The 20778-nt window shown below is 69.1% G+C and carries 20 protein-coding genes and 1 pseudogene; 8 read left to right on the forward strand and 13 right to left on the reverse strand.

From position 1 onward, the window contains the following. Positions 1-123 precede the first annotated feature (123 nt). The 3 genes from ACESK8_RS09240 to ACESK8_RS09250 all read right to left on the reverse strand — a co-directional run bounded on the left by ACESK8_RS09240 (position 124) and on the right by ACESK8_RS09250 (position 3049). Complete coding sequence (locus tag ACESK8_RS09240; RefSeq protein WP_372968322.1) at positions 124-1689, reverse strand: S8 family serine peptidase; 1566 nt, start codon at positions 1687-1689, stop codon at positions 124-126. Between the two features lie 254 nt (positions 1690-1943). After that, complete coding sequence (locus tag ACESK8_RS09245) at positions 1944-2426, reverse strand: hypothetical protein (RefSeq protein WP_372968323.1); 483 nt, start codon at positions 2424-2426, stop codon at positions 1944-1946. After that, positions 2426-3049: an RNA polymerase sigma factor gene (locus ACESK8_RS09250; protein WP_372968324.1), complete on the reverse strand. Its 624-nt coding sequence runs from the start codon at positions 3047-3049 to the stop codon at positions 2426-2428. The genes ACESK8_RS09245 and ACESK8_RS09250 overlap by 1 nt, the downstream gene beginning before the upstream one ends. A gap of 144 nt (positions 3050-3193) precedes the next feature. Here ACESK8_RS09250 and ACESK8_RS09255 point away from each other — a divergent pair, with 144 nt between their 5' ends. Next, positions 3194-3412 carry an SCO4848 family membrane protein gene (locus tag ACESK8_RS09255; protein WP_372968325.1) on the forward strand — a complete coding sequence of 73 codons (219 nt, stop codon included), beginning with the start codon at positions 3194-3196 and terminating at the stop codon, positions 3410-3412. A gap of 3 nt (positions 3413-3415) precedes the next feature. Here the strand turns inward: ACESK8_RS09255 and ACESK8_RS09260 are convergent, their stop codons facing one another. Continuing rightward, positions 3416-3874: a GyrI-like domain-containing protein gene (locus tag ACESK8_RS09260; RefSeq protein ID WP_372968326.1), complete on the reverse strand. Its 459-nt coding sequence runs from the start codon at positions 3872-3874 to the stop codon at positions 3416-3418. Between the two features lie 60 nt (positions 3875-3934). Beyond that, complete coding sequence (locus ACESK8_RS09265) at positions 3935-4435, reverse strand: MarR family winged helix-turn-helix transcriptional regulator (RefSeq protein WP_372968327.1); 501 nt, start codon at positions 4433-4435, stop codon at positions 3935-3937. A 116-nt stretch (positions 4436-4551) separates the two neighbouring features. Between ACESK8_RS09265 and ACESK8_RS09270 the strand changes: the two genes are divergently transcribed. Beyond that, positions 4552-5343: an SDR family NAD(P)-dependent oxidoreductase gene (locus ACESK8_RS09270; protein ID WP_372968328.1), complete on the forward strand. Its 792-nt coding sequence runs from the start codon at positions 4552-4554 to the stop codon at positions 5341-5343. A 20-nt stretch (positions 5344-5363) separates the two neighbouring features. Here ACESK8_RS09270 and ACESK8_RS09275 read toward each other — a convergent pair whose 3' ends face one another. After that, complete coding sequence (locus tag ACESK8_RS09275; protein WP_372968329.1) at positions 5364-6746, reverse strand: MFS transporter; 1383 nt, start codon at positions 6744-6746, stop codon at positions 5364-5366. Positions 6747-6821: 75 nt separating this feature from the next. Here ACESK8_RS09275 and ACESK8_RS09280 point away from each other — a divergent pair, with 75 nt between their 5' ends. After that, the gene (locus tag ACESK8_RS09280) at positions 6822-7403 is read left to right on the forward strand and encodes a helix-turn-helix domain-containing protein (RefSeq protein WP_372968330.1); all 582 of its coding nucleotides are present in this window, start codon (positions 6822-6824) and stop codon (positions 7401-7403) included. 53 nt (positions 7404-7456) lie between these two features. On the opposite strand, the gene ACESK8_RS09285 is transcribed toward ACESK8_RS09280, so the two are convergent. From ACESK8_RS09285 to ACESK8_RS09315, 7 genes and pseudogenes are all read right to left on the reverse strand, one after another. Next, positions 7457-8632, reverse strand: coding sequence for an aromatic acid exporter family protein (locus tag ACESK8_RS09285; protein WP_372968331.1), 1176 nt, complete (start codon positions 8630-8632; stop codon positions 7457-7459). Between the two features lie 148 nt (positions 8633-8780). Further along, positions 8781-9467 carry a hypothetical protein gene (locus ACESK8_RS09290; protein WP_060928256.1) on the reverse strand — a complete coding sequence of 229 codons (687 nt, stop codon included), beginning with the start codon at positions 9465-9467 and terminating at the stop codon, positions 8781-8783. Beyond that, positions 9467-10384: an ABC transporter ATP-binding protein gene (locus ACESK8_RS09295; RefSeq protein WP_372968332.1), complete on the reverse strand. Its 918-nt coding sequence runs from the start codon at positions 10382-10384 to the stop codon at positions 9467-9469. The genes ACESK8_RS09290 and ACESK8_RS09295 overlap by 1 nt, the downstream gene beginning before the upstream one ends. Before the next feature lie 98 nt (positions 10385-10482). Continuing rightward, positions 10483-10842: pseudogene (locus ACESK8_RS09300) on the reverse strand (GntR family transcriptional regulator); the annotation flags it as partial. 329 nt (positions 10843-11171) lie between these two features. Then, on the reverse strand, positions 11172-11972 hold the full coding sequence (locus ACESK8_RS09305) for an ABC transporter permease subunit (protein ID WP_372968333.1): 801 nt from the start codon (positions 11970-11972) through the stop codon (positions 11172-11174). Then, positions 11969-13111 (reverse strand): ABC transporter ATP-binding protein, encoded by a 1143-nt coding sequence (locus ACESK8_RS09310; RefSeq protein ID WP_372968334.1) that lies wholly within the window; start codon positions 13109-13111, stop codon positions 11969-11971. The genes ACESK8_RS09305 and ACESK8_RS09310 overlap by 4 nt, the downstream gene beginning before the upstream one ends. Further along, positions 13108-13761: a TetR family transcriptional regulator gene (locus ACESK8_RS09315; RefSeq protein WP_372968335.1), complete on the reverse strand. Its 654-nt coding sequence runs from the start codon at positions 13759-13761 to the stop codon at positions 13108-13110. The genes ACESK8_RS09310 and ACESK8_RS09315 overlap by 4 nt, the downstream gene beginning before the upstream one ends. 61 nt (positions 13762-13822) lie before the next feature. Here ACESK8_RS09315 and ACESK8_RS09320 point away from each other — a divergent pair, with 61 nt between their 5' ends. The 5 genes from ACESK8_RS09320 to ACESK8_RS09340 all read left to right on the forward strand — a co-directional run bounded on the left by ACESK8_RS09320 (position 13823) and on the right by ACESK8_RS09340 (position 20681). Next, positions 13823-15025, forward strand: coding sequence for a class I SAM-dependent methyltransferase (locus ACESK8_RS09320; RefSeq protein ID WP_372968336.1), 1203 nt, complete (start codon positions 13823-13825; stop codon positions 15023-15025). 685 nt (positions 15026-15710) lie between these two features. Beyond that, the gene (locus ACESK8_RS09325; RefSeq protein ID WP_372968337.1) at positions 15711-17012 is read left to right on the forward strand and encodes a glycine betaine/L-proline ABC transporter ATP-binding protein; all 1302 of its coding nucleotides are present in this window, start codon (positions 15711-15713) and stop codon (positions 17010-17012) included. Further along, entirely contained in the window at positions 17012-18028 is a 1017-nt protein-coding gene (locus tag ACESK8_RS09330) for an ABC transporter permease (RefSeq protein ID WP_372968338.1), read from the forward strand. The genes ACESK8_RS09325 and ACESK8_RS09330 overlap by 1 nt, the downstream gene beginning before the upstream one ends. A gap of 77 nt (positions 18029-18105) precedes the next feature. After that, positions 18106-19029 carry a glycine betaine ABC transporter substrate-binding protein gene (locus ACESK8_RS09335; RefSeq protein WP_372968339.1) on the forward strand — a complete coding sequence of 308 codons (924 nt, stop codon included), beginning with the start codon at positions 18106-18108 and terminating at the stop codon, positions 19027-19029. A 155-nt stretch (positions 19030-19184) separates the two neighbouring features. Next, positions 19185-20681 (forward strand): lipase maturation factor family protein, encoded by a 1497-nt coding sequence (locus ACESK8_RS09340; RefSeq protein ID WP_372968340.1) that lies wholly within the window; start codon positions 19185-19187, stop codon positions 20679-20681. The last annotated feature ends 97 nt before the right edge of the window (positions 20682-20778 follow it).

A 20778-nucleotide genomic window follows, 5' to 3' on the forward strand; every position in this document is an offset into this window, starting at 1 on the left:
CATGCCGAGAAGACAGGTGCAGGCCCGAATCAGGGGTTTCGGGCCTGCAGGTGTGATCTGGGCATGCAAGTGGAAGAGGAGGGACGGAGGTGTGTACGGTGGGCGGAAGGACGGACGCCGGGGCTACCGCCCGACCGGAGAGGGCAGGGTCTTGAGCACGGCGGCGACGGCCTGGGCTGCGGCATCCGATGCGACACCCCGTACGGGAACCGTGCCCAGCTGCGCGGCGATCCGGCCGGCGACGTACGGAGCCGCGAACGACGTGCCGCTCCAGATCGCGAAGCCGCCCCGGTAGTCGTCGGGATCGATCGTCTCGCGGCGCAGGCCCTCGACGTCTGCTCTCGTCGACGCCTGCTCCCCGCCGACGAACGCAGGGGAAGTGCTCACGACCGCGGCCCCGGGCGCGTAGACCTGCACCCACGGTCCGACGTTCGAGAACAGGGCGACGGAGCGGGCCGACGGGTTGAGCGCTCCGACCGACACATGCGGGGCATCGTCATCGACGGGGATGCCGTTGTCCGCACCGGGCCAGGGCCAGAGGGATGCCGGGAACGACGGCCGGTCGATCGCGTCGTTCCCCGCGGAGCAGACCACCACGCATCCGAGTTCCCGGGCCGCCGTGAGCAGCGCGTGGAGCGTGGTGCTGAACTGACCGTCGACCGGCGTCTCGTGGTAGTACCCGAGCGACAGGTTGAGCACGTCGATCGGATGCCCGGTCGAGGGGTCCTCGCGGTGTCGGCGCAGCAGCTCGACGACCTGGGCGACCGTGGTGAGGAACGTGCTCTCATCGATCACCCCGAGCGCCCCCGCCATGCGGATCGACAGGATGTCGGCCTCGGGAGCGGTCTGCCGGATGATGCCGGAGATGAACGTGCCGTGCCCCGCGACCGCGTCGATCTCGCCGTCGAGCTGACCGTACAGATCGGGATACCGCTCGGGATCGGCGTCATCGGTGAGGCCGACGGGCACCCCGTCGAGTTCGACGTGCCGGGTGACGATGTCATCCGGCAGCCAGTCGTGCACCCCGCAGCCGGTGTCGAGCACCGCGACCACCGGGCGACGGCCGCGCTTCGGAGCGGCGGCGCGTCGCGGTGCCGGGCCGACCCACGTCACCGGCTGCCGAGCGCCGCGCCCCGGTTCGAGGTAGTCGTCGCTCCCGCCCGCCCCTGCGCCGCGGACCGGGTTGGTCCGGCTGAAGGGATTCGTGCGGCTGAAGGGATTCGTGCGACTGAAGGGGTTGAGCCCCACCGGATCGATCGACAGCACGTGCTCGAGGCTGGTGCGCGGCATGGGGGTGCCCGAACTGCGCCGGGCGCGCTGCAGCACCCGCCACGCGTCCGGGGGCACGGGGGACTCACCGCGGGTGGGCTCATCGGGCGTCGTGAGGCGTGCCCGCAGGAAGCCGGGGACGCCGGGGAGCAGTGGAGCGGCGGAGCGCGCAGCATCCGGACTCTCGATCTCGAGATTCCAGCCGAAGGAGCCGGCCGCCTCGCGCAACTCCCGGATCTCCCGGTCGTAGGCCTCCTGGTCGGTCTCCTGATCGTGCGTGATCAGCAGCCGCTCCTGCAGATACGCGGTCGGGAACGCCCGTACCCCGTCGACCTGCTCGATCGACGGGTCGAGTGCGGTCCCCCGCCTGATCGATCCCTCTGCGCGGTCCTGCCAACTCCACCCCTGGGGCTGCTCCATCGTCGGTCCTCTCCGTGCGGGCGGACCCGCGTCGTGTGCGGGCGGACCCGCGTCGTGTGCGGGCGGACCCGCTGTGTGTGCGGGCGGACCCGCGATGTGTGCGGGCGGACCCGCTGTGCGATGTGTCGGTCACTCCGAGGTGCGGTGCACCCGGTGGTGTCACGGGATCCCCTCGTGCGGTCGTCCCGTGGTGCGGGATCGCCCGCGTTGCCGCGGACTTCCCCTCGTGCGCGCGGCGATCGCCGCGCGGTGGATCACAACTCGAACTGCGGTGTCGACAGCGTGCGCTCCGCGTCTCCGACCGTGGCCGTCAGACGTACGCGTGTCAGACCGTCCGGCACGTCGTCGAACACGAACCGACCCGTGTCGTTGGGCGAGGTCGTGCGGGTGCGATCGCCCTGGGCGAGCTCGATCTCGCCGGTCACCGTATCCACCCAGCCGTCGATGCGGTGCGCGCCGGTCGCGGAGCGAGTCACATGGAGCAGGATGCTGGTGGTGCCGTCGCTGAACTGCAGCGTCAGCGCATCGGCGTCGCCGCGCACCGCTCCGAGCGGATCCTCCACGAGCGTGAGCAGTGCGTACTCGTCCGAGAGACCCTCGGCGGCGACGGCCGCGATCATCCGATCGACGAGCGCTGCGGGCATCGGGTCGACGTCGCGCCACAGTGAGCGCAGCTGGGCGAACAGCTCGGCATCCTCGTGGTTGTCTCCGCCGTTGACGCGGTCGTTCTCACTCATCAGGAGCCCTCCGTCCGTGGTGAGGGCGCGTCCAGCAGATCCCGCAGCTTCGCGAGGCAGCGCTGCCGCGTCGGTCCGATGCTGCCCACCGGCATCGCCAGGTCGGCGGCCAGTCGTGCGTAGTCCGGGCGCTCCTCGAAGGCGATGACCCGCAGCAGTCGCTGGCATCGGTCCGCGAGGCGCTGCACGGCGGCCCAGAGCCGCCTGCTCTCATCCCCGGTCGCGGCGTGGTCCTCGGCGGATTGCTGCGCGGGCAGCAGAGCATCGAGAGCATCCGCTTCGGTCGTGTCGATGCGACCGTGGGCTTTGCCGGCCCGCCACGCCTCGCGGCGAGCGGTGGTGGTGAGCCAGGCCGACACCGCACGCGGATCGGAGATCGAGCGGTGCCCTCGGACCAGCCGCAGCCAGGTGGTCTGGATGACGTCTTCGGCCAGGGTGCGTTCCAGGCCGTAGGCGCGCACCACATGCCAGAGCACAGGCGTCATCAACCGCACGAGGTCATCCATCGCGCGGCTGTCGCCGTCCCGCCATGCGTCGAAGAAGTCGGCGGCACGCCTCCAGCGTGCCGCGCCGTCGTCCGGTGCAGGATCGAGGGCGGCGCCATCGGGTGCGCCGTCGATCATGAGTCCCATTGTGATCACACTGATCAGGAGCGCGGCAAGGGGTTCCTGATACATGGACTCGGTCAGTTTTTCCGGAGTCCTGCAGACGGCCGGCATCGACCGACGGCGTCAGGCACGAGACGAGCAGGGCATTAGCGTGGAGGGGTGATCGCTCTCGCCGTCGTGCTCTTCCTCAACGCCGCCTTCAACGTGCTCGTGTGGCCGCGCTTCTACAAGCGCGTCTCGACGGACCCTCGGGCTCGGGATGCCGACGGAAAGGCCACCGCATTCCTCAAGGTTCACGCGGTGCTGATCGCGATCGCCCTCGTTCTCGCCCTCGTCTCGGTGATCGTCGGCGTCGCCGCGCTGGCCGGAGCGCTATGACGGTCAGGAGCTCGCCACCGGCTGCTGCAGTTCGGTGACCCAGTCGGCCTGGTCTTCGGACTCCGACTGCAGATAGACCTCGCGGCACGCCCCCAGGGCCGTCGACCCGTTGGCGACGATGGCCTGATTCACGGCGTGCCAGCTGTCATCGATCGTCTCCATGGTGCCGAGGTGAGTGGCGGTGAAGGCCGCGTCGGCCGCCGGCAGCTCGACGATGACGATCCCGTCGACGGCGGGACCGTCGTAGACGAAACCGGCTGTGATCCGCACGCCGTGCTTGTTCATGTCGTACTCCGCGATCGGCAGCCCCGGCTCCCCGCCGGAGGCGATGATCGCATCCGCCACCCGATCGAACAGCGGGCCGACGACGGCCGCGACCTCGGGTTGCGACGCGACGGTCTCGGTCAGCGCAGCGAGGCGGACGTACGGGAGCGGTTTCTCGGTGATCTGCATGGCGGACATCATCGTCTCCTCGGGTCGTGGGTGCGTGCCGCCGATCCTACGCGCGGGGCCCGACATCCGTCACGGGCGCTCGAGCGTCGGTGGCCGCCATGACTCGTCAGGGCCGATCGCGGCCGAGATCCTCTGGCTGATCGTGCGCAGCTGGCGACGCTGAGCAGCGGTCAGGCTCTCGAAGACCAGTTCGCGCACCAGCGCATGATGCGCAGGGGTCGACTCGGCCACCTTGTCGTGCCCGCTCGGGGTGAGGATGCCCAGGGTGAATCGTCCGTCGGTCGGGTCGGTCGCGCGGCGGACCCATCCTTTGGCCTCCAGTCGGGAGACCGCCCGGGAGAGCCGCGAGAGGGTGCAGCTGGCGTAGCCGGCGAGGATGCTGAGGCGCAGTGTGCGATCGGGGGCGGAATCGAGCGCGTACAGGATGCCGTGCTCGAAGTGGGTCAGCCCGCTGTCGCGCTGGAGCTGGGCGTCGAGTGCGGTCGGGAGTCGCTCGAGCAGCGTCGCGACGGGTGCCCAGATGTCCAGTTCGTCCGCGCTCAGTGGACCGGCGATCGGATTCTCAGACATGGTGCGAGCATACTCCACCGATGGCTTTTCACTTGCTCACGCAAGTCATCCCCTGTACCGTGACTTGCTCAAGCAAGTAAAGACGCGCTGACGAACGGCGCTGAAGAGGAGCGGTGATGGATCTGGTACTGCAGGGCAAGAGGGCGTTCATCAGTGGCTCAAGTCAGGGGATCGGGTATGCCGTGGCATCCGCCCTGGCGGCCGAAGGCGTGGAGGTGGTGCTGAACGGGCGCGACGTGGGGCGCCTCGATCGGGCGGTGGAGCGGCTGCGCGACGAGCAGCCGGGTGCGCGAGTGTCGGGTCTCGTGGTGGACTTCTCGCAGGCGGCAGAGGTGACCGCTCTCACCGAGGCGCTGGGCGATGTGGACATCCTGGTGAACAACGTCGGTCTCTTCGGCCTCGCGGACTTCGCGTCGATCGCCGATGACGAGTGGACGCGATACTTCGAGGTCAACGTGATGAGCGGTGTGCGGCTGTCCCAGGCAGTGCTCGGCGGGATGCTCGCACGAGGGTCCGGCCGGATCATCTTCATCAGCAGCGAGTCCGGTGTCAACGTGCCGGCGGACATGGTGCACTACGGGATGACGAAGGCCGCCATGCTCGCCGTCGCGAACGGGCTGGCGAAGCTCACCCGCGGGACCTCGGTCACCGTCAACACCGTCCTCGGCGGACCCACGTTCTCCGACGGAGTGGCCGCATCCGTGGCGGCGGTGGCGGAGGCGCAGGCGCTGCCCGTGGAGGAGATGAAGAACGCCATCATCAGCCAGAACAGGACGACTCTCCTGGAGCGCTTCATCGACCCGAGGGAGATCGCGAACCTGGTCGCCTTCCTCTCGAGCCCGCTCTCCTCGGCGACGAACGGTGCCGCACTGCGCGCGGACGGCGGTGTGCTCACCGCGATCCTGTGAGGCGAACGCCGAGCGAGCGCTCAGGCTGTCTCGTACTGCCTGGCGTGCTCGGCCCACCGCGACTCGACCGGCAGGGCGCGCAGCGCGCGGTTGCCCAGCGCGAGCGCGACGGCGATGACGCAGAGGGCCGCGCAGACGAGCATGGTCCAGTCGCGGCCGAGCCAGGTGAGCCCGAAACCGGCGATCAGCGGCGCGAGGGGCAGCGCGCCCATGCCCAGCACGCCCGCCGCGCTGTTCGCCCGTCCGAGCAGCTGCGTCGGGGTCGCGACCATGAAGTAGCCCATCATCCCGGCATTGAGCGAGGGCAGCAGCAGCACGGACGCGCCGAGCACCACGACGATCGCCGACGGTTCGGTGACCATGGAGAGCACGATCGCGCCGATCGCCACGACGGAGAGCCCGCTGATCGCCAGCACTCCTGCTCTGATCCGTGGCACGAGGAGCGGGGCGACCACCGCTCCGACGAGCATCACGGCTCCGACGGCGGCGCTGAGGCTGCCGATCAGCAGTTCCGAGTATCCGGCTTGCTGCAGGGCGTAGATGACGGTCGTGATCGCGGCATTGAAGCCGAGGTTGATGATGGTGATGATCAGCAGCACGCCGCCGAGGTCGGGTCGCGAGAGCAGCCATCCGAATCCTTCACGCAGCTCCGCCCATGCGCTGGTCCCGCCCGCATCCGTCTCGGCATCCGTCTCTGCGTCCGTCTCAGTCGGCGGAAGACCCAGACCGTCTGACGGATCCACGGCGAGTCCCGCTGCGACAGGCCGATCGCCGAGCGGATGATCCGGGTTCTCCGGGTGGATCCCCGCGCGGCGGGCCTGGCGATGCAGCATCCATGCGGTTGCTGCGGCGATCCCGTGGCAGAGCGTCATCGCGACTCCGACGAGCCACCCACCGGCGCCGAGCAGCAGTCCGCCCAGCGGGCCGCCGGCGAGCTGCAGCGCGGCGTCGCGCCCCTGATTCGCCGCCTGCGCGCGCCCCATCGCGTCGTCGGGGACGATCTCCTTGATCGCGCTCTCGCCGGCGACGTCGAAGAGTCCGCCGCGGGCGGCGAGCAGGATGTTCGCGGCCAGCAGGGTGCCGAAGGTCAGCGCATCCAGGAGCGCCAGCACGGTGAAGGCGCCGGAGAGCAGGATGCCGGCGAGCGCCCCGATCAGCATCAGGACGATGCGCGGATGCCGGTCGGCGATGACCCCGCCCGCGAGCGTGAACACGAGACGCGCGGCCATGCCCGCGCCTCCGATGATGCCCGCCTGCGCGGGGTCGTTGGTCACGATCAGCGCGAGCAGCGGGATCGCGAACGCGAACAGAGCCGCGGCGAGTCCCTTGCTCGTGTCGCTCACGAGCCAGGTCAGGTAGCGGGCGTTCTGCCACAGTCGATGCGGCGCCGTCACGGTCGTCATGGTCACCACCATAATTGCGCAAGAACTATTGCGCAATACTCATTGCGCAAGTTCCGGTGCGGATACACTCGACACATGGGTGAGCCGCAGCAGGATGCCGAACAGGTCTGGATGACGTCGGCGATGCTCAAGGCCTACGCGCATCCGCTGCGGCGTCGGATGATCCGCCTCTTCGCCCGCCGTGACCACCTACGCGCCGCCGATGTCGCCGCCGACCTCGACGTCCCGGCGAACAGCGCGAGCTTCCACCTGCGGGTCCTCGCCGACGCCGGCCTCATCGAAGAGGCCCCGGAGCATGCACGGGATCGTCGTGATCGTGTGTGGAAAGCCTGCAAGGGCGCCATCAACGTGGGCGGACCCGAGCATCCGGTTCCCGACGAGGCGCTCGGAACGGCCATGGTGCGCTCACTGGCCGACGACCACCAGCAGATGATGGCGCGGGTGGTCGCCTGGACGCCGGAGTACCTGTCGGGCCGCACGACAGAAGTACACGCCACGTTCTCGCAGCGCATGGTCAGACTCACCGAGGTCGAGTTCGATGCGGTGATGGAGCGGATCCACGAGGTCATCACCGAGGCCGTCGACGCGCACGACTCGTCGGACCCGGCCGGTCGCCCGTGGCAGATCGACATCCTCGCCGCCGACGACCTGATCTGACGCCGCGGCACTGCGCGCTCGCCTCGCAGGAGTGCGGGTCGGAGGAGGGCGGGTCACCGGAACTCCGGTTCGTCCTCGCCCTTCGGATCCTCCTCGCCCTCCCGATCGTCCTCGGCGGGCGCCTCCTCCTCTGGCTCTCGGTGCCCGCTGACGATCAGGATGCGGCGCAGGTGCATGGCGGTGAGCACTCCGGGGCCCATCGAACGACGCGCGGCGAGCGTGCGGTCGTCGACCGTCTCGAGCAGCAGCCGGATGGCTCGGGCGGCCTCTGCGCGCTCGCGATGATCCTCCGACGTCGCAGGGTCGTCCTGTGCGATGACCTCGGCGACCGCATGGCACGCGGCCGACAGCGGGTCCGGCAGTGCAGGGTCGAGCACGAGAGCGCCCGGCCGATCCCAGATCGTGTCGGCGATCTCGTCCGAGATGTCCCGGATGAGGTGCGCGATCCGGTCGAGCCGCCCCAGTTCCTCGTGGATGTGCGCGGTCTCGCCGCGCCGTCCGCGCGCCCGGGGGTTGCCGCGCCGACTGTCGTCCGCCTCGGACAGGGCCGCGCGCAGAGCGGCAGTCGTGTCGGCGAGCGAGGCGGCATCCTCCGCCCACTGCTGATGCTCAGGGGGCCAGGACTCCGAGACGGCGGCGCCGATGTCGTGCAGATGCTCGCTCAGCTGCAGCCGGAACGCCTCGACCCTGGCCGCCGCGGCCAGGGTGAGCGGTGCGGGCGCGATCACCACGTTCACGACGAGCCCGACGACCACGCCGACTCCCATCTGCACGAGGTATCCCAGCGAGTACTCATCGGCGTTCTGGCCGCCGATGATCAGCACGAAGAGCGCCGCCATGGGCACGTACTCGCGACCGGCTCCGAACCATCCGGTGCCGGAGACGAGCACGCCGATGCCGACCACCGCGGGGATCGTCCACCAGGTCGGACCGACCGTGAGCACCACGATCGCCGCCAACCCGATGCCGGTGGCGAGTCCGAGGAGCGTCTGCAGCCCCGATCGCACCGACCCCATCAGCGTGGGATACATGCTGACGAGCGCCCCGAGGGGTGCGTAGTACGGGTACTCGTCGGTGACCCCCGGCATGTGCGGCGCGAGGGTCCAGGCGAGTCCGACGGCGAGCGCCGTCTTCGCCACCAGGAGCAGGCGCGCCGGTCTGACGGCGTCATGCAGAGCGCGCACGATCCCCGTGCGCCGAGGACCGAGGCGGGTGATCAGGTTCGTCACGGCATCCTTTCGTCATCCTCCCTCGCAGGGTGACGTTAGCCCTTCCCGTCCCCGCGCAGCACCGGGTTGATTCCGGCGCCGACGACGGGTAGCGGACGCGACGACGCCGGCCACCCCGTGGGGCGACCGGCGTCGGGCGACGAGCGGATCAGGGGGTGGCGCGGCGGAAGGCGAGGAACGAGACGGCGCTGAGCACCACCACGCCCACGAGTCCCCACAGCGCGAGGCCGACTGCGCCCGCGTCGAGGATGCCCGTCCACACCTCGTCCCACAGCTCGAGCCGCGTCGCGAGGAACGCGAGACCCACGAGGATCAGGGCGAGTCCGACTCCGACGATGGTGAGCGCGGTGGGACCCCAGCTCTTGTAGATCGTCGCCCCGGTGAAGCCGACGACGAACAGGAACAGGGCGAGGGTGAAGTAGACGATGAACGCGCCACCCGGGCCCGCCTCCCACAGCCACGGCAGGTAGAAGACGTAGCCGTTCACCCCGTACCCGTCGGTCAGCATCTCGATGCCGCCGCCGATCAGGAACACCACGCCCATGAAGGCGCTGCCGAGGATGGCGGTCAGCAGCGTCCCGAAGAAGAAGTCGCGACGGGTGATGCTCATGGCCTGCGAGAACGGGAAGGTCAAGGTCATGGCCGAGATCCCGATGGCGAAGAAGTACCAGAGCGGAGCCTGTCCGCCGCCGCCGTACTTCGGGGTGTCGACCGGGATCATCGCGTAGATGAGCACCGAGATCACCACGGCGGAACCGAGGATGATCAGCGGGACCCAGATGAAGGTCTGGCGGTTGATCAGCTGCAGCCGGATGACGTTGAGTGTGCGTCGCATCAGCGCACCTCCTCCTTCGCGAGTGAACCTCTCGTGGCCGAGTCCGCCTCGGCCTTCTGGGTGAGTCGGACGATCAGCTGCTGCAGTGACACCGGGGCGAGATCCAGACCGGATGCCGTGACCTCGGCCCGCTCGGCGGCGGACAGCGCGCCGAGCACGGTGACCGATGCCACGCGTCCGAGCGCCTCCCGGTGCAGCACCTCGCGGTCGGACGCCCAGGCGTCGACCTTCGCGGCGTCGCCGACGACCGTGACGGCGCGGTCGCGGACGGCATCCGTGTCCTCGTTGAGGAGGATGCGGCCGTTGTCGATCACGATGACCTTCTCGATGAGGTTCGAGACCTCGTCGATGAGGTGCGACGACAGGACGATCGTGCGCGGATGCTCGGCGTAGTCCTCGAGCAGGCGGTCGTAGAAGATCTGCCTGGCGACCGCGTCGAGCCCGAGGTAGGGCTCGTCGAAGAAGGTGAGCTCGGCGCGCGAGGCGAGTCCGATGATCACCCCGACCGCCGACAGCTGGCCGCGGGAGAGCTTCTTGATGGTCTGCTTCATCGGCAGCTGGAACTGCTCGACGAGTTCGTCGGCGAGCTCCTGGTCCCAGTTGTCGAAGAAGAGGCTCGCCGCACGGAACGCGTGACGCGGGTAGGCGTCATCCGGATACTTCTGGCTCTCGCGGACGAAGCAGATGCGATTGAGGACGCGGGCGTTCTCATACGGATGCTCGCCGAAGACCCTGACGGTTCCGGATGACTCGAAGTTCTGCGCGGTCAGGATCGACATGAGCGTCGTCTTGCCGGCCCCGTTGCGGCCGAGCAGCCCGTAGATCGCTCCGCCCTCGAGGCTGAGCGACACATTGTCGAGTGCGCGCTTGTCCTTGTATCGCTTCGTGAGGTCCTGCACCTCGATGACGGCGGTCATGCGGGGTCCTTCCCTTCTGTCTGTGTGGCCTGTGGTGACTGTGGTGACTGTGGTGACTGTGGTGACTGTGGTGACTGTGCTGCCTGTGGTGACTGTGGTGTGTGGGCCGCGCGCTCGCGGAGCAGCGCGGCGAGGTCGTCGGCGCCGAGGCCCAGGGTGCGGGCCTCTGCGAGGAGCGGGTCGATATAGCGGTCGGCGAACGCGGCGCGGCGCTCGCCGAGGAGCAGATCCTTCGCCCCGGCGGCGACGAACATGCCGATGCCGCGGCGCTTGTACAGCACTCCCTTGTCGGTGAGCATGGCGACTCCCTTCGCTGCGGTGGCGGGGTTGATCCGGTAGAAGCCGGCGAGCTCGTTCGTCGAGGGCGCCTGGGTCTCCTCCGGCAGTGAGCCGTCGAGGATCGAGTCCTCGATCTGCTCGGCGATCTGGAGGAAGAGCGGCTTGCCTTCTTCGATCACGAGTCCTCCGCATGGTTGATGGGTTAGTTGCTCGACTAGGTAACCACCGAACCTGGATCGTGTCAACCGGTGTTTCTGCCGGACTCGGTGGGGTGGTGCGGGGTCGATTCCGCATCCGAGAGAGCCCGATCGTCCGGTGCGGGGCCAAAAGGGCATCGGAAAGCCGCAGTTCGGGTGCGTTATTGACCCCGCAGCGGGGGGGGGCTCACCGCTCGCGCGGGCACAACTTCGGAGACGGCGGACGACACCCCGAGCGGGGAGCGAACGGCGGGGCGTGTCGTCCCCGAGTTCCGAAGTTGTGCCCGTGTGTGAGGAAGTGTGGGGTCGCGTCAGCCGCGCAGATCGCGAGAGCGCAGCGCGAAAGTCGACGCCGCGACGAGCGCGAGGGCCAGGCCCCAGGTGAGCGCGAGTCCTGCGGGATCGACGCCCTCGCCGAGCGGCGACTGGCGGTACACCCACGCATACGGCGACAGCGCGTTGAGCCACTCGAGGTCGTCGGACTGCTTCGCCACGGCCTGCAGGATGTATCCGACCACGGCGATGCCCGCGCCCGCGCCTGTCGCCCAGAGTCTCCGACCCGTCGCGGCGCCGGCGAGCAGAGCGGCGGATGCCGTGAGGAAGGCGAGACCGGTCAGGGCCGCACTCGCCCCGACGATCCGCCAGCCTTCGAGCCCGAGTTCGGCCGGATCGTTGAGCGCCCACACGACCAGCCCCGAGAAGGCGCCGAGCCACACCAGCCGGACGAGCACGGCCAGCGCCGACTCGAGCGCGTACTGCGCGCGGCCGATGCCGTGGGCGAGATCGAGTTCGGCGCGTCCGCTCTCCTCCGCGCCGGCGAGCGCTGCGGATCCCCACAGGACGGCGGCGATCGTGAGCAGCAGGAAGCCCATCAACCCGTAGAAGGTGCTCTGCGCGTATCCGGCGCCCGTCGCGATCTGGTCGTAGCCGAGTGTGTCGACGAGTTCCTTCGGCAGCGACGAGATCATTGCCTCCAACTGTCCGTCCCCACCGAGACTGGGGAACAGCGGCAGGTAGAGGGACAGCACGGCCGCGAGACCTACCGTCCAGCCGAGCAGGCTCCGCCAGGACTCGCGAAGGCTGCGCCGGAACACGGGAAGGATGCCGCTCATCGCCGATCCCCCCTCTCGCGCCGTGCTCGTCTGCTCGGCGGGGCGCCCTGGTCCGTGGCCGAGTCCGCGTCCCGGTCGATGCGGGAGGCGATTCGCAATGCGGCGCCCGGCTCGTCGTCGGACTCCGCGCCAGGCTCGTCGTCGGACCCTGCGCCAGGCTCGTCGTCGGACTCCGCGCCAGTTCCCGCACCGGACTCGGTACCGCGAGCCGCCCTCGCCCCGGCATTCCCGTACAGGCGCAGCACCGACTCCTCGAGGTCGGGCTCCTCGACCGTGAGGTCGCGCACTTCGAACGGAGCGAGAGCCTTGATGAACGGGTCGATCGCGCCGTCGATCGTGCCGGCGAGCTGCAGCGTGCCGTCGCCCGCCTGCACCTCGAGTCCGGTGAGACCCGGTACCCGGTCGAATCCGGTCGCTGCGGCCGCGGCATCCTGCGTGGCGATCTCGGCCCGCACCCGACGGATCGACCCCAGCCGCAGCGAGGCGACATCGCCGTCGGCGACGACCCTGCCGTTCGCGAGCACTGCGACCTCATCGGCGGTCTGCTGGATCTCGCTCAGCACGTGCGAGCTCAGCAGCACGGTCTGCCCCGCATCCTTCGCCTCGCGCACCATCTGCAGGAACTCCCGCTGCACGAGGGGGTCGAGACCGCTCGTCGGCTCGTCGAGGATCAGCAGCTCCGGCCGGTGCATGAAGGCCTGGATGAGCCCGATCTTCTGCTTGTTGCCCTTCGAGAGCGTGCGTACCGGGCGCGACAGATCGACGCCGAGACGGTCGGCGAGGTCGCGTGCGGTGCGCAGCGTCGCGGCGGAATCGTGGTCGCCCGACACCTGCGCGTAGAACGCCAGCATGCGATGTCCGCTCGACCGGCCCTCGAGATGCAGTTCGCCCGGCACATATCCGATGCGGCGTCGCAGGGCGGCGCCGCCGCGACGTGGTTCGACTCCGAGGACGCGCACGGAGCCCGAGGACGGACGGATGACGTCGACGAGCGTGCGCAGCGTCGTGGTCTTGCCCGCCCCGTTCGGGCCGATGAGGCCGAACACGGTCCCCGGCCGCACGGCGAGATCGAGTTCGTGGAGTGCGATGCGGCTGCCGTAGCGCTTGTGCAGTCGGTCGATCTCGATGGTGGAGGTCATGAGGGGTCTCCCTTCGCGTCGGCCTGTGCGGCCAGCGCCTCTCTGGCGCCGTCGAGCAGCGCCGTCGTGGAGTAGATGCCATGTGTGAGCAGCTCGAGTGTCGGCAGGGTCGTGCGCAGGAGCCCCGCGGCGCTGAGCTGGTCGGCGCCGAGCGTGCGCGCGATCTGGGCGCGCATCACGACGGGCCCGAGTCCGATCAGAGTGACCAGGAGGACCGTCATCTCGGGATCGCTCATCGGCTCGAGCATCCCCGCCGCACGCTGCTCGTCGAGCACGTCCCTGGTGCTCGCGAGGAAGCTGTCGAACAACCGGTCGGAGGCGGGGGAACCGTCGACGAGCATGCGCGCGAGGTAGTCGAGGTACGGGCCGTAGCGGTCGAGATCGTGCAGTGCCGTGCGGATGCGGTCGCTGGTCGGCGCCGTGATGAGGTCGTGCTCCTCGTTGATGAAGACCGAGACCACGTAGTCGTCGCATTCGGTGCGGAGCGCGTTCTTGTCGCCGAAGTGATGCACGATCAGGGCGGGACTCACCCCCGCCTCCTGGGCGATGCGGCGCAGGCTCGCTCCGTCGTAGCCGTCGCGGGCGAACGCAGCGATCGCGGCGTCGCGGATGCGGGCGCGGGCGGTGAGGTCATCGGATGCTGAACGCATGTACAGCAGACTAAACGTGTGTTCAGTCGGGGTCAAGAGGGCGCGCTCCTAGGCTGGAGGCGTGGACTTCCCCTTCAGCAGCCTGCGGCGGTGGCCCGACGTCGAGGCCGACAATCTGCAGGCGTACGACGCGACCGACCTGCTGCTCGTCGACCGCGCGCTGGCGTCCGGTGTCTCGGGTCGCGAAGTCGCGGTCATCGGCGACGAGTACGGCGCGATCACGCTGGCGCTCACCCACGCCGGGCTGAACGGTGTGCGCGTGCACCAGGATCTGGCGACCGGCCGACGGGCGCTCGCCCGGAATGCAGGCGAGCTGGGCATCGAGGGGTTCTCGTCCCACGAACTCGACGCGATGCTGCTCGACGGTGCGCGCCTGGTGCTGCTGCAGCTGCCGAAGGCGCTCGCCGAGCTCGAGGAGATCGCGGATGCTGTGGCTCGCTGGGCCGCTCCCGACGTGGTGCTCGTCGCCGGCGGACGCGTGAAGCACATGACGATCACCCAGAACGAGGTGCTGGCACGGAGCTTCACGCAGGTGCAGGCCGAGCGGGCGGAGCGCAAGTCCCGTCTCGTCGTGGCCTCGGGGCGTCGACCGGTTTCTCCCGAGCCTCCGTTCCCGGTGACCGCGCAGCACGACGGACTGGTGCTGGTGGCGCATGGCGGCGCCTTCGCGGGGGCGCGTCTCGACATCGGAACGCGGTTTCTGCGGGAGGTGCTCGGCCTCGACGGGTCACAACTCCGGAGAACCGGTGCTGAAGCGGCGGAAAGCGCCCCGACACAGCCCGTTGCCGCGCGCATCTCCGGAGTTATGGAGAGTGAGCGGTCGAGCCCGGCCCCGCTCGTCGTCGATCTGGGCTGCGGCACCGGCGCGCTCGCCGCCTCCTATGCCCTCGCACACCCCGAAGCCCGCGTGATCGCGACCGATCGATCGGCGGCAGCCGCGGCATCCGCTCGCGCGACCATGGCAGCGAACGGCGTCGCGGACCGGGTCGCCGTGATGCACGACGACGCCGCATCCGAGCTCGCCGACGCGAGCGCCGATCTCGTGCTGCTGAACCCGCCGTTCCACCTCGGCAGCAGCGTCCACACGGGGGCGGCGACCAGGCTGTTCGAGGCCGCCGCCCGTATCCTGCGTCCAGGAGGAGAACTCGTCACGGTGTTCAACTCGTCCCTCGGGTATCGCGGTGAGTTGACCAGACTGATCGGCCCGACCGAGCAGGTCGGACGCACCTCCAAGTTCACGGTCACGCGCAGCATCCGCCGCTGACCGCGGGCGCCTCGGAAGTCCGAATGCGCCCGGCAAGTCCGTCTGCCCGGCATCCGGACTGCGGAGGCGCACATGGCCTTCCCAAGCGCGACGCAGCATCCGCCGCTGACCGTGGGCGCCTCGGAAGTCCGAATGCGCCCGGGAAGTCCGTCTGGCCGGCATCCGGACTGCGGAAACGCATAGCGACTTTGGAAGCGCGACGCAGCATCCGCCGCTGACCGCGGGCGCCTCGGAAGTCCGAATGCGCCCGGGAAGTCCGTCTGCCCGGCATCCGGACTGCGGAGGTGCACAGGGCCTTCCAACGCGCCCGGCAGGCGTCGCGAAGCTGCCGGATCGACCCCCGGAACGCCCCCACCCGACGGGGCCGACGCCACGTCCGAAACCCGCGCAATCCCCCGGTCAGCATGCGAAACTGAACGGCATTGGGAATAGCGGATTTGCCCCTGACCGGCCATTTCGTTACGTTGGTTGGTGGGCCTGACGGCCCGAAGACCAGTCCGCGACCACGTCCTTCTTTCGAATGTGCTGTGCTGCGAAGAGGCGTGGACGTACGGTCGATGCTCTATCGCGGTGGATCCGAAATCCGCCGTCCGCGCCGCCACAGCACCACGTCGAAACGGCCGGGAGGATCACCCGGGCGCAACCGAAGCAGGCTCAGCCGCACTCGGCGAGCCGCAGGGGAAACGTGTCCGATATCGCTCTTGAAGCGCGCAATCTGTACAAGGTGTTCGGGAAGAATCCGAGCAGTGCCGTCCGTCGACTGAAGGCCGGTGAGAGCAGATCCCAGGTCGGCGATGCAGGGACCGCCGCCGTCATCGACGCCAGTTTCACCGTCAATCGCGGCGAGATCTTCGTGATCATGGGGCTCTCCGGCTCCGGCAAGTCCACCATCATCCGCATGCTCAACGGCCTGCACGACGCGACAGACGGATCCGTCGTCGTGAACGGCGACCCCATCACCGGCATCCCGTCGTCGCGACTGCGGGAGATCCGCCGCGACCGCATCTCGATGGTGTTCCAGCACTTCGCGCTGCTGCCGCACCGCACGGTCGCCGCGAACGTCGCCTACCCGCTCGAGCTCAAGGGCGTCGGCAAGGAGGAGCGCCTGGCGAAGGCCGAGGAGATCCTCGCTCTCGTCGGACTGGAGGGCCAGGCGGAGAAGCTCCCGTCCGAGCTCTCCGGCGGGATGCAGCAGCGTGTCGGCATCGCCCGCGCCCTCGCCGCCGATTCCGACATCCTGCTCATGGACGAGGCGTTCAGCGCCCTCGATCCGCTGATCCGTCGCGAGATGCAGGAGCAGCTCCTCGAACTGCAGGAGAAGCTGCAGAAGACCATCGTCTTCATCACCCACGACCTCAATGAGGCGATGTTCCTCGGCGACCGGATCGCCGTGATGCGCGATGGCCGCATCGTGCAGATCGGCACGCCGGAAGACATCCTCACCGACCCCGCGAACGACTACGTCGAGCAGTTCGTGCAGGACGTCGACCGCGCCCGCGTGCTCACCGCCGCGAACGTCATGGAGCGCCCGCGCCCCGTCGTCCCGGAGAGCGCCGGACCCCGTACGGCGCTGCGTCAGATGCGCGACGCCTTCATGTCGGCCACCTACGTCACCGGTCGTGATCGCCGCCTGCTCGGCATCGTCACCGATCGGGATGCCGTGAAGCTCGTGCGCCAGGGCGTGTCGACCCTCGCATCGATCATCAAGCCGGTGCCGCAGAGCGTCAGCAAGGACGAGGTCCTCATGAACCTGTTCATCCCCTCGGTCGAGTCGCCGCTGCCGCTTGCGGTGGTCGATGCGGAGAACCGACTCGTGGGTGTCATCCCGCGCATCACCCTGCTCGCAGCCCTGGGCCCCGGCCCCGGAGCCACCGGCGAGCTCACCCTGCCCCTGCTGCCGATGCCGCAGGCGGAGATCGATGCGGTGCTCGACGACGGGTGGACCGCCGACCCGGCGGACGCCGCGACGGCAGGGGAGGTGCGCTGATGGACGGCTTCCGCATCCCCCTCGGCTCCTGGGTCGCCACGGGCGTCGACTGGATCAAGACGAACCTCGACGGTCTGCTCGACGTCATCTCGTTCGTCGTGAGCTTCCTCGTCGACGGCCTCACCCGCGCCCTGCTCAGCCCGCACTTCGTGGTCATCATCCTGATCGCGGCGTTCATCGCGTGGCTCGTGCGCTCGTGGCAGCTCGCGATCGGGACGGTCGTCTCGTTCGCCCTGATCGTCGCCATGAACCTCTGGGTCCCCGCGATGCAGACCCTCGCCCTCGTGCTCGTCGCCGCGGTCATCGCGGTGCTGATCGCGGTGCCGCTGGGCATCTGGTCGGCCCGCAATGCCACGGTGCGCGCGGTACTGAAGCCGGTGCTCGACTTCATGCAGACGATGCCCGCCTTCGTCTACCTGATCCCGGCCATCGTCTTCTTCAGCATCGGTGTCGTTCCGGGTCTCGTGGCGACCGTGATCTTCGCACTGCCCCCTGGCGTGCGACTGACCGAGCTCGGCATCCGCGGAGTCGACTCCGAGACCGTCGAGGCAGGTCAGGCGTTCGGTGCCAAGCCGGGTCAGATCCTGCGCGGCATCCAGCTGCCGCTCGCGATGCCGACGATCCTCGCCGGCGTCAACCAGGTCATCATGCTGGCCCTGTCGATGGCGGTCATCGCCGGCATGGCGGGCGCCGACGGCCTCGGGAAGATCGTCGTCGAGGCGATCTCGACCATCAACATCGCCAAGGGCGTCGAGGCGGGTCTGGGCGTCGTGCTCATCGCCGTCTTCCTCGACCGCGTCACCGCGGCGCTCGGCGATCTGGGCAGCAACCGCTCGTCGCTGCTCGGGATGCTGGCGCGCCGCCGCACGCAGAAGCGCCTCGCCGCGGCATCCGCTTCCGCCTCCGCGCCGACGCCGGCAGCGACCCAGACCGCAGCGGCCCCCGCGCAGGATGCGGCCGCCGAGGCCGAGGCCGAGGCATCCACGCGTACCGCCGTCGGCGGCGGCGTGCACTGACTCATCCCTTCCGCACAAGAGAACACCGCAGTACACAGCACCACAGCACACATATATACGGAACGAGAGAGACACACATGAAGAAGAAGCTCCTGACCATCGCGGCGATCGGCGCCGCAGCCACCCTCACCCTCGCCGGCTGCAGCGGCGACGGCATGGGCGGCACCGGCGGCGGCGACGCCGGCTCGGATTCCGGCTCCGGCTCCGGTGACAAGGGCACGATCACGCTCGGCTTCCTGCCGTCGTGGACCGACGGCCTGAGCACCGCATACCTGCTGCAGGACCAGCTCGAGAAGATCGGCTACACGGTCGAGATGAAGACGCTCACCGAGGCGGGCCCGCTGTACACCGGCCTCGCGCAGGGTGACGTCGACATCTACCCGTCGGCCTGGCCCGAGCTGACCCACAAGTCGTACATGGACACCTACGGCGACGACATCGAGGATCTCGGCGCGTATTACGACAACGCCAAGCTGACGCTCGCCGTCCCGGAGTACTCCGACCTGACCTCCATCGAGGACCTCGCAGGCAAGGGTGCCGAGTTCGACGGCAAGATCTTCGGCATCGAGCCGGGTGCCGGTCTCACCGCGCAGACCCAGAAGATGATGCCCGAGTACGGCCTCGACTCCGAGTACGAGCTCGTCACCTCGTCGACCGCGGCGATGCTCACCGAGCTGAAGTCCGCGACCGACAAGGAAGAGGACATCGTCGTGACGCTGTGGCGTCCGTTCTGGGCCAACGACGCCTTCCCGCTGAAGGATCTCGAAGACCCCAAGGGCGCGATGGGCGAGGCCGAGCGGCTGCACTTCCTCGGCACGAAGGGCTTCGCCGAGGAGTTCCCCGAGGCCGCTGAGCTGATCGAGCAGATCAAGCTCGACGACGAGCAGTACGGCTCGCTCGAGGACCTGGTCGTCAACGAGTACGGCGAGGGCAAGGAAGCGGATGCCGTCGACGCCTGGCTCGAGGAGCACGGCGACGACTTCGACTGGGCCGTCAGCTGACCTGACCCCTGTGAGCCGCCCACACGATGGGCGGACTTCTCCCCGATGGGCGGAGGATCTGTCACGGATCCTCCGCCCATCGCGGCGTTCGCAGCCTGTCAGGGCGATGCGCAAGCCCCTCTTTCGCCGAGTGGGGCGGGGCGTAGCCTGTGCCCATGGAGGGGTTCGCGGCGGTCGACTTCGGGTTCGCCCGTGAGGTGCTGCAGCGGGGGATCGCGGCGCTCTACCTCGTCGCCTTCGTCTCGACGCTGAACCAGTTCCGGCCACTCCTGGGCGAACGGGGGCTCCTCCCGGCGCCGATGCTGCTCGACTGGGTCGGGACGAAGAAGTCGCGACGGCGGATGCTGCATCCCACCGTCTTCCTGTACCTCCGCTACTCGGATCGGCGCCTCCTGCTGCTGTGTGTGGCGGGCATCGTGGTCGCGGCGGCGCTCGTCGTCGGCATCCCGCAGCTCGGCCCGCCGTGGGTGCCGATGCTGTCCTTCCTGGTGCTGTGGCTCGGATACATGTCCGTGGTGAGCATCGGGCAGACGTTCTACTCCTTCGGATGGGAGATGCTGCTGCTCGAGGCCGGCTTCCTGGCCGCCTTCCTCGGTTCGGCCGACCAGCCGCCGCCCACGGTCGTGATCGTGCTGTTCTGGTGGCTGCTGTTCCGCGTCGAGTTCGGTGCCGGGATGATCAAGATCCGCGGCGGTCGGGAGTGGCGCGACCTCACGGCACTGAACTACCACCACGAGACGCAGCCGATGCCCGGCCCGCTCAGTCGTCAGGCGCATCTGCTGCCGCGATGGTTCCACCGGATCGAGGTCGTGGGCAATCACTTCGCGCAGCTGGTCGTGCCGTTCTTCGTGTTCGCGCCGCTGCTCTCGATCTGGATACCGGGCCCTGTGCCGCAGATCGTCGGGGCGGTCGCCGCGGCGATCATGATCGCGACCCAGGTGTGGCTGGTCGCCACCGGCAACTTCGCGTGGCTGAACTGGGTGACGATCGTGATCGCCTTCTCGGCGATCGGGATGCCGGGAATCGGCGCCGTGGAGGCGACGGAGAAGCAGGTCGGACCCCCGCAGGGTGGGGCGGAGTGGCCGCTCTGGCCCGGCATCCCGCTGTACTGGCTCGTGATCACGACCGCCGTGGGTCTGCTGGTCGTGGCCCTCAGCTGGCCTGCACTGCGCAATCTCTTCGCGCACCGTCAGCTGATGAACGCGAGCTTCAACCGCTGGCAGATCGGCAACGCGTACGGAGCCTTCGGCACCGTGACGAAGGAGCGTGTGGAGATCGTCGTCGAGGGGTCGGTGGATGACGACGGCCTGCTGTGGCGGGAGTACGAGTTCAAGGGCAAACCGGGTGATGTGCGCCGCATCCCCCGCCAGTTCGCTCCGTACCATCTGCGCCTCGACTGGCTGATGTGGTTCCTGCCGCTCGGACGCTCACTCGACGACTGGTTCACGGTGTTCCTGCTGCGGCTGCTGGAGGCAGACGCTCCGACCCTCGCACTGCTGCGCATCGATCCGTTCGAGGGTCAGCCGCCCCGCTGGGTGCGCGCGGTGTCGTACCGCTACCGCTTCGCGACCAGGGCAGAGCGCCGGGAGGGCGCCGGGGTCTGGGTGCGCACACGGCAGGCCGTGGTGCTCGGCCCTCTCGGGCTGCGGTAGGCGCGCGGGGCGCGGGAGATCACGCGGTTCGGAGCAGATCACGCGTAACGAAGGAGATCACGCGTGAGGAGATCACACGCAACGAAGGAGATCATGC

Source organism: Microbacterium sp., from assembly GCF_041641055.1.
Lineage (GTDB): Bacteria > Actinomycetota > Actinomycetes > Actinomycetales > Microbacteriaceae > Microbacterium.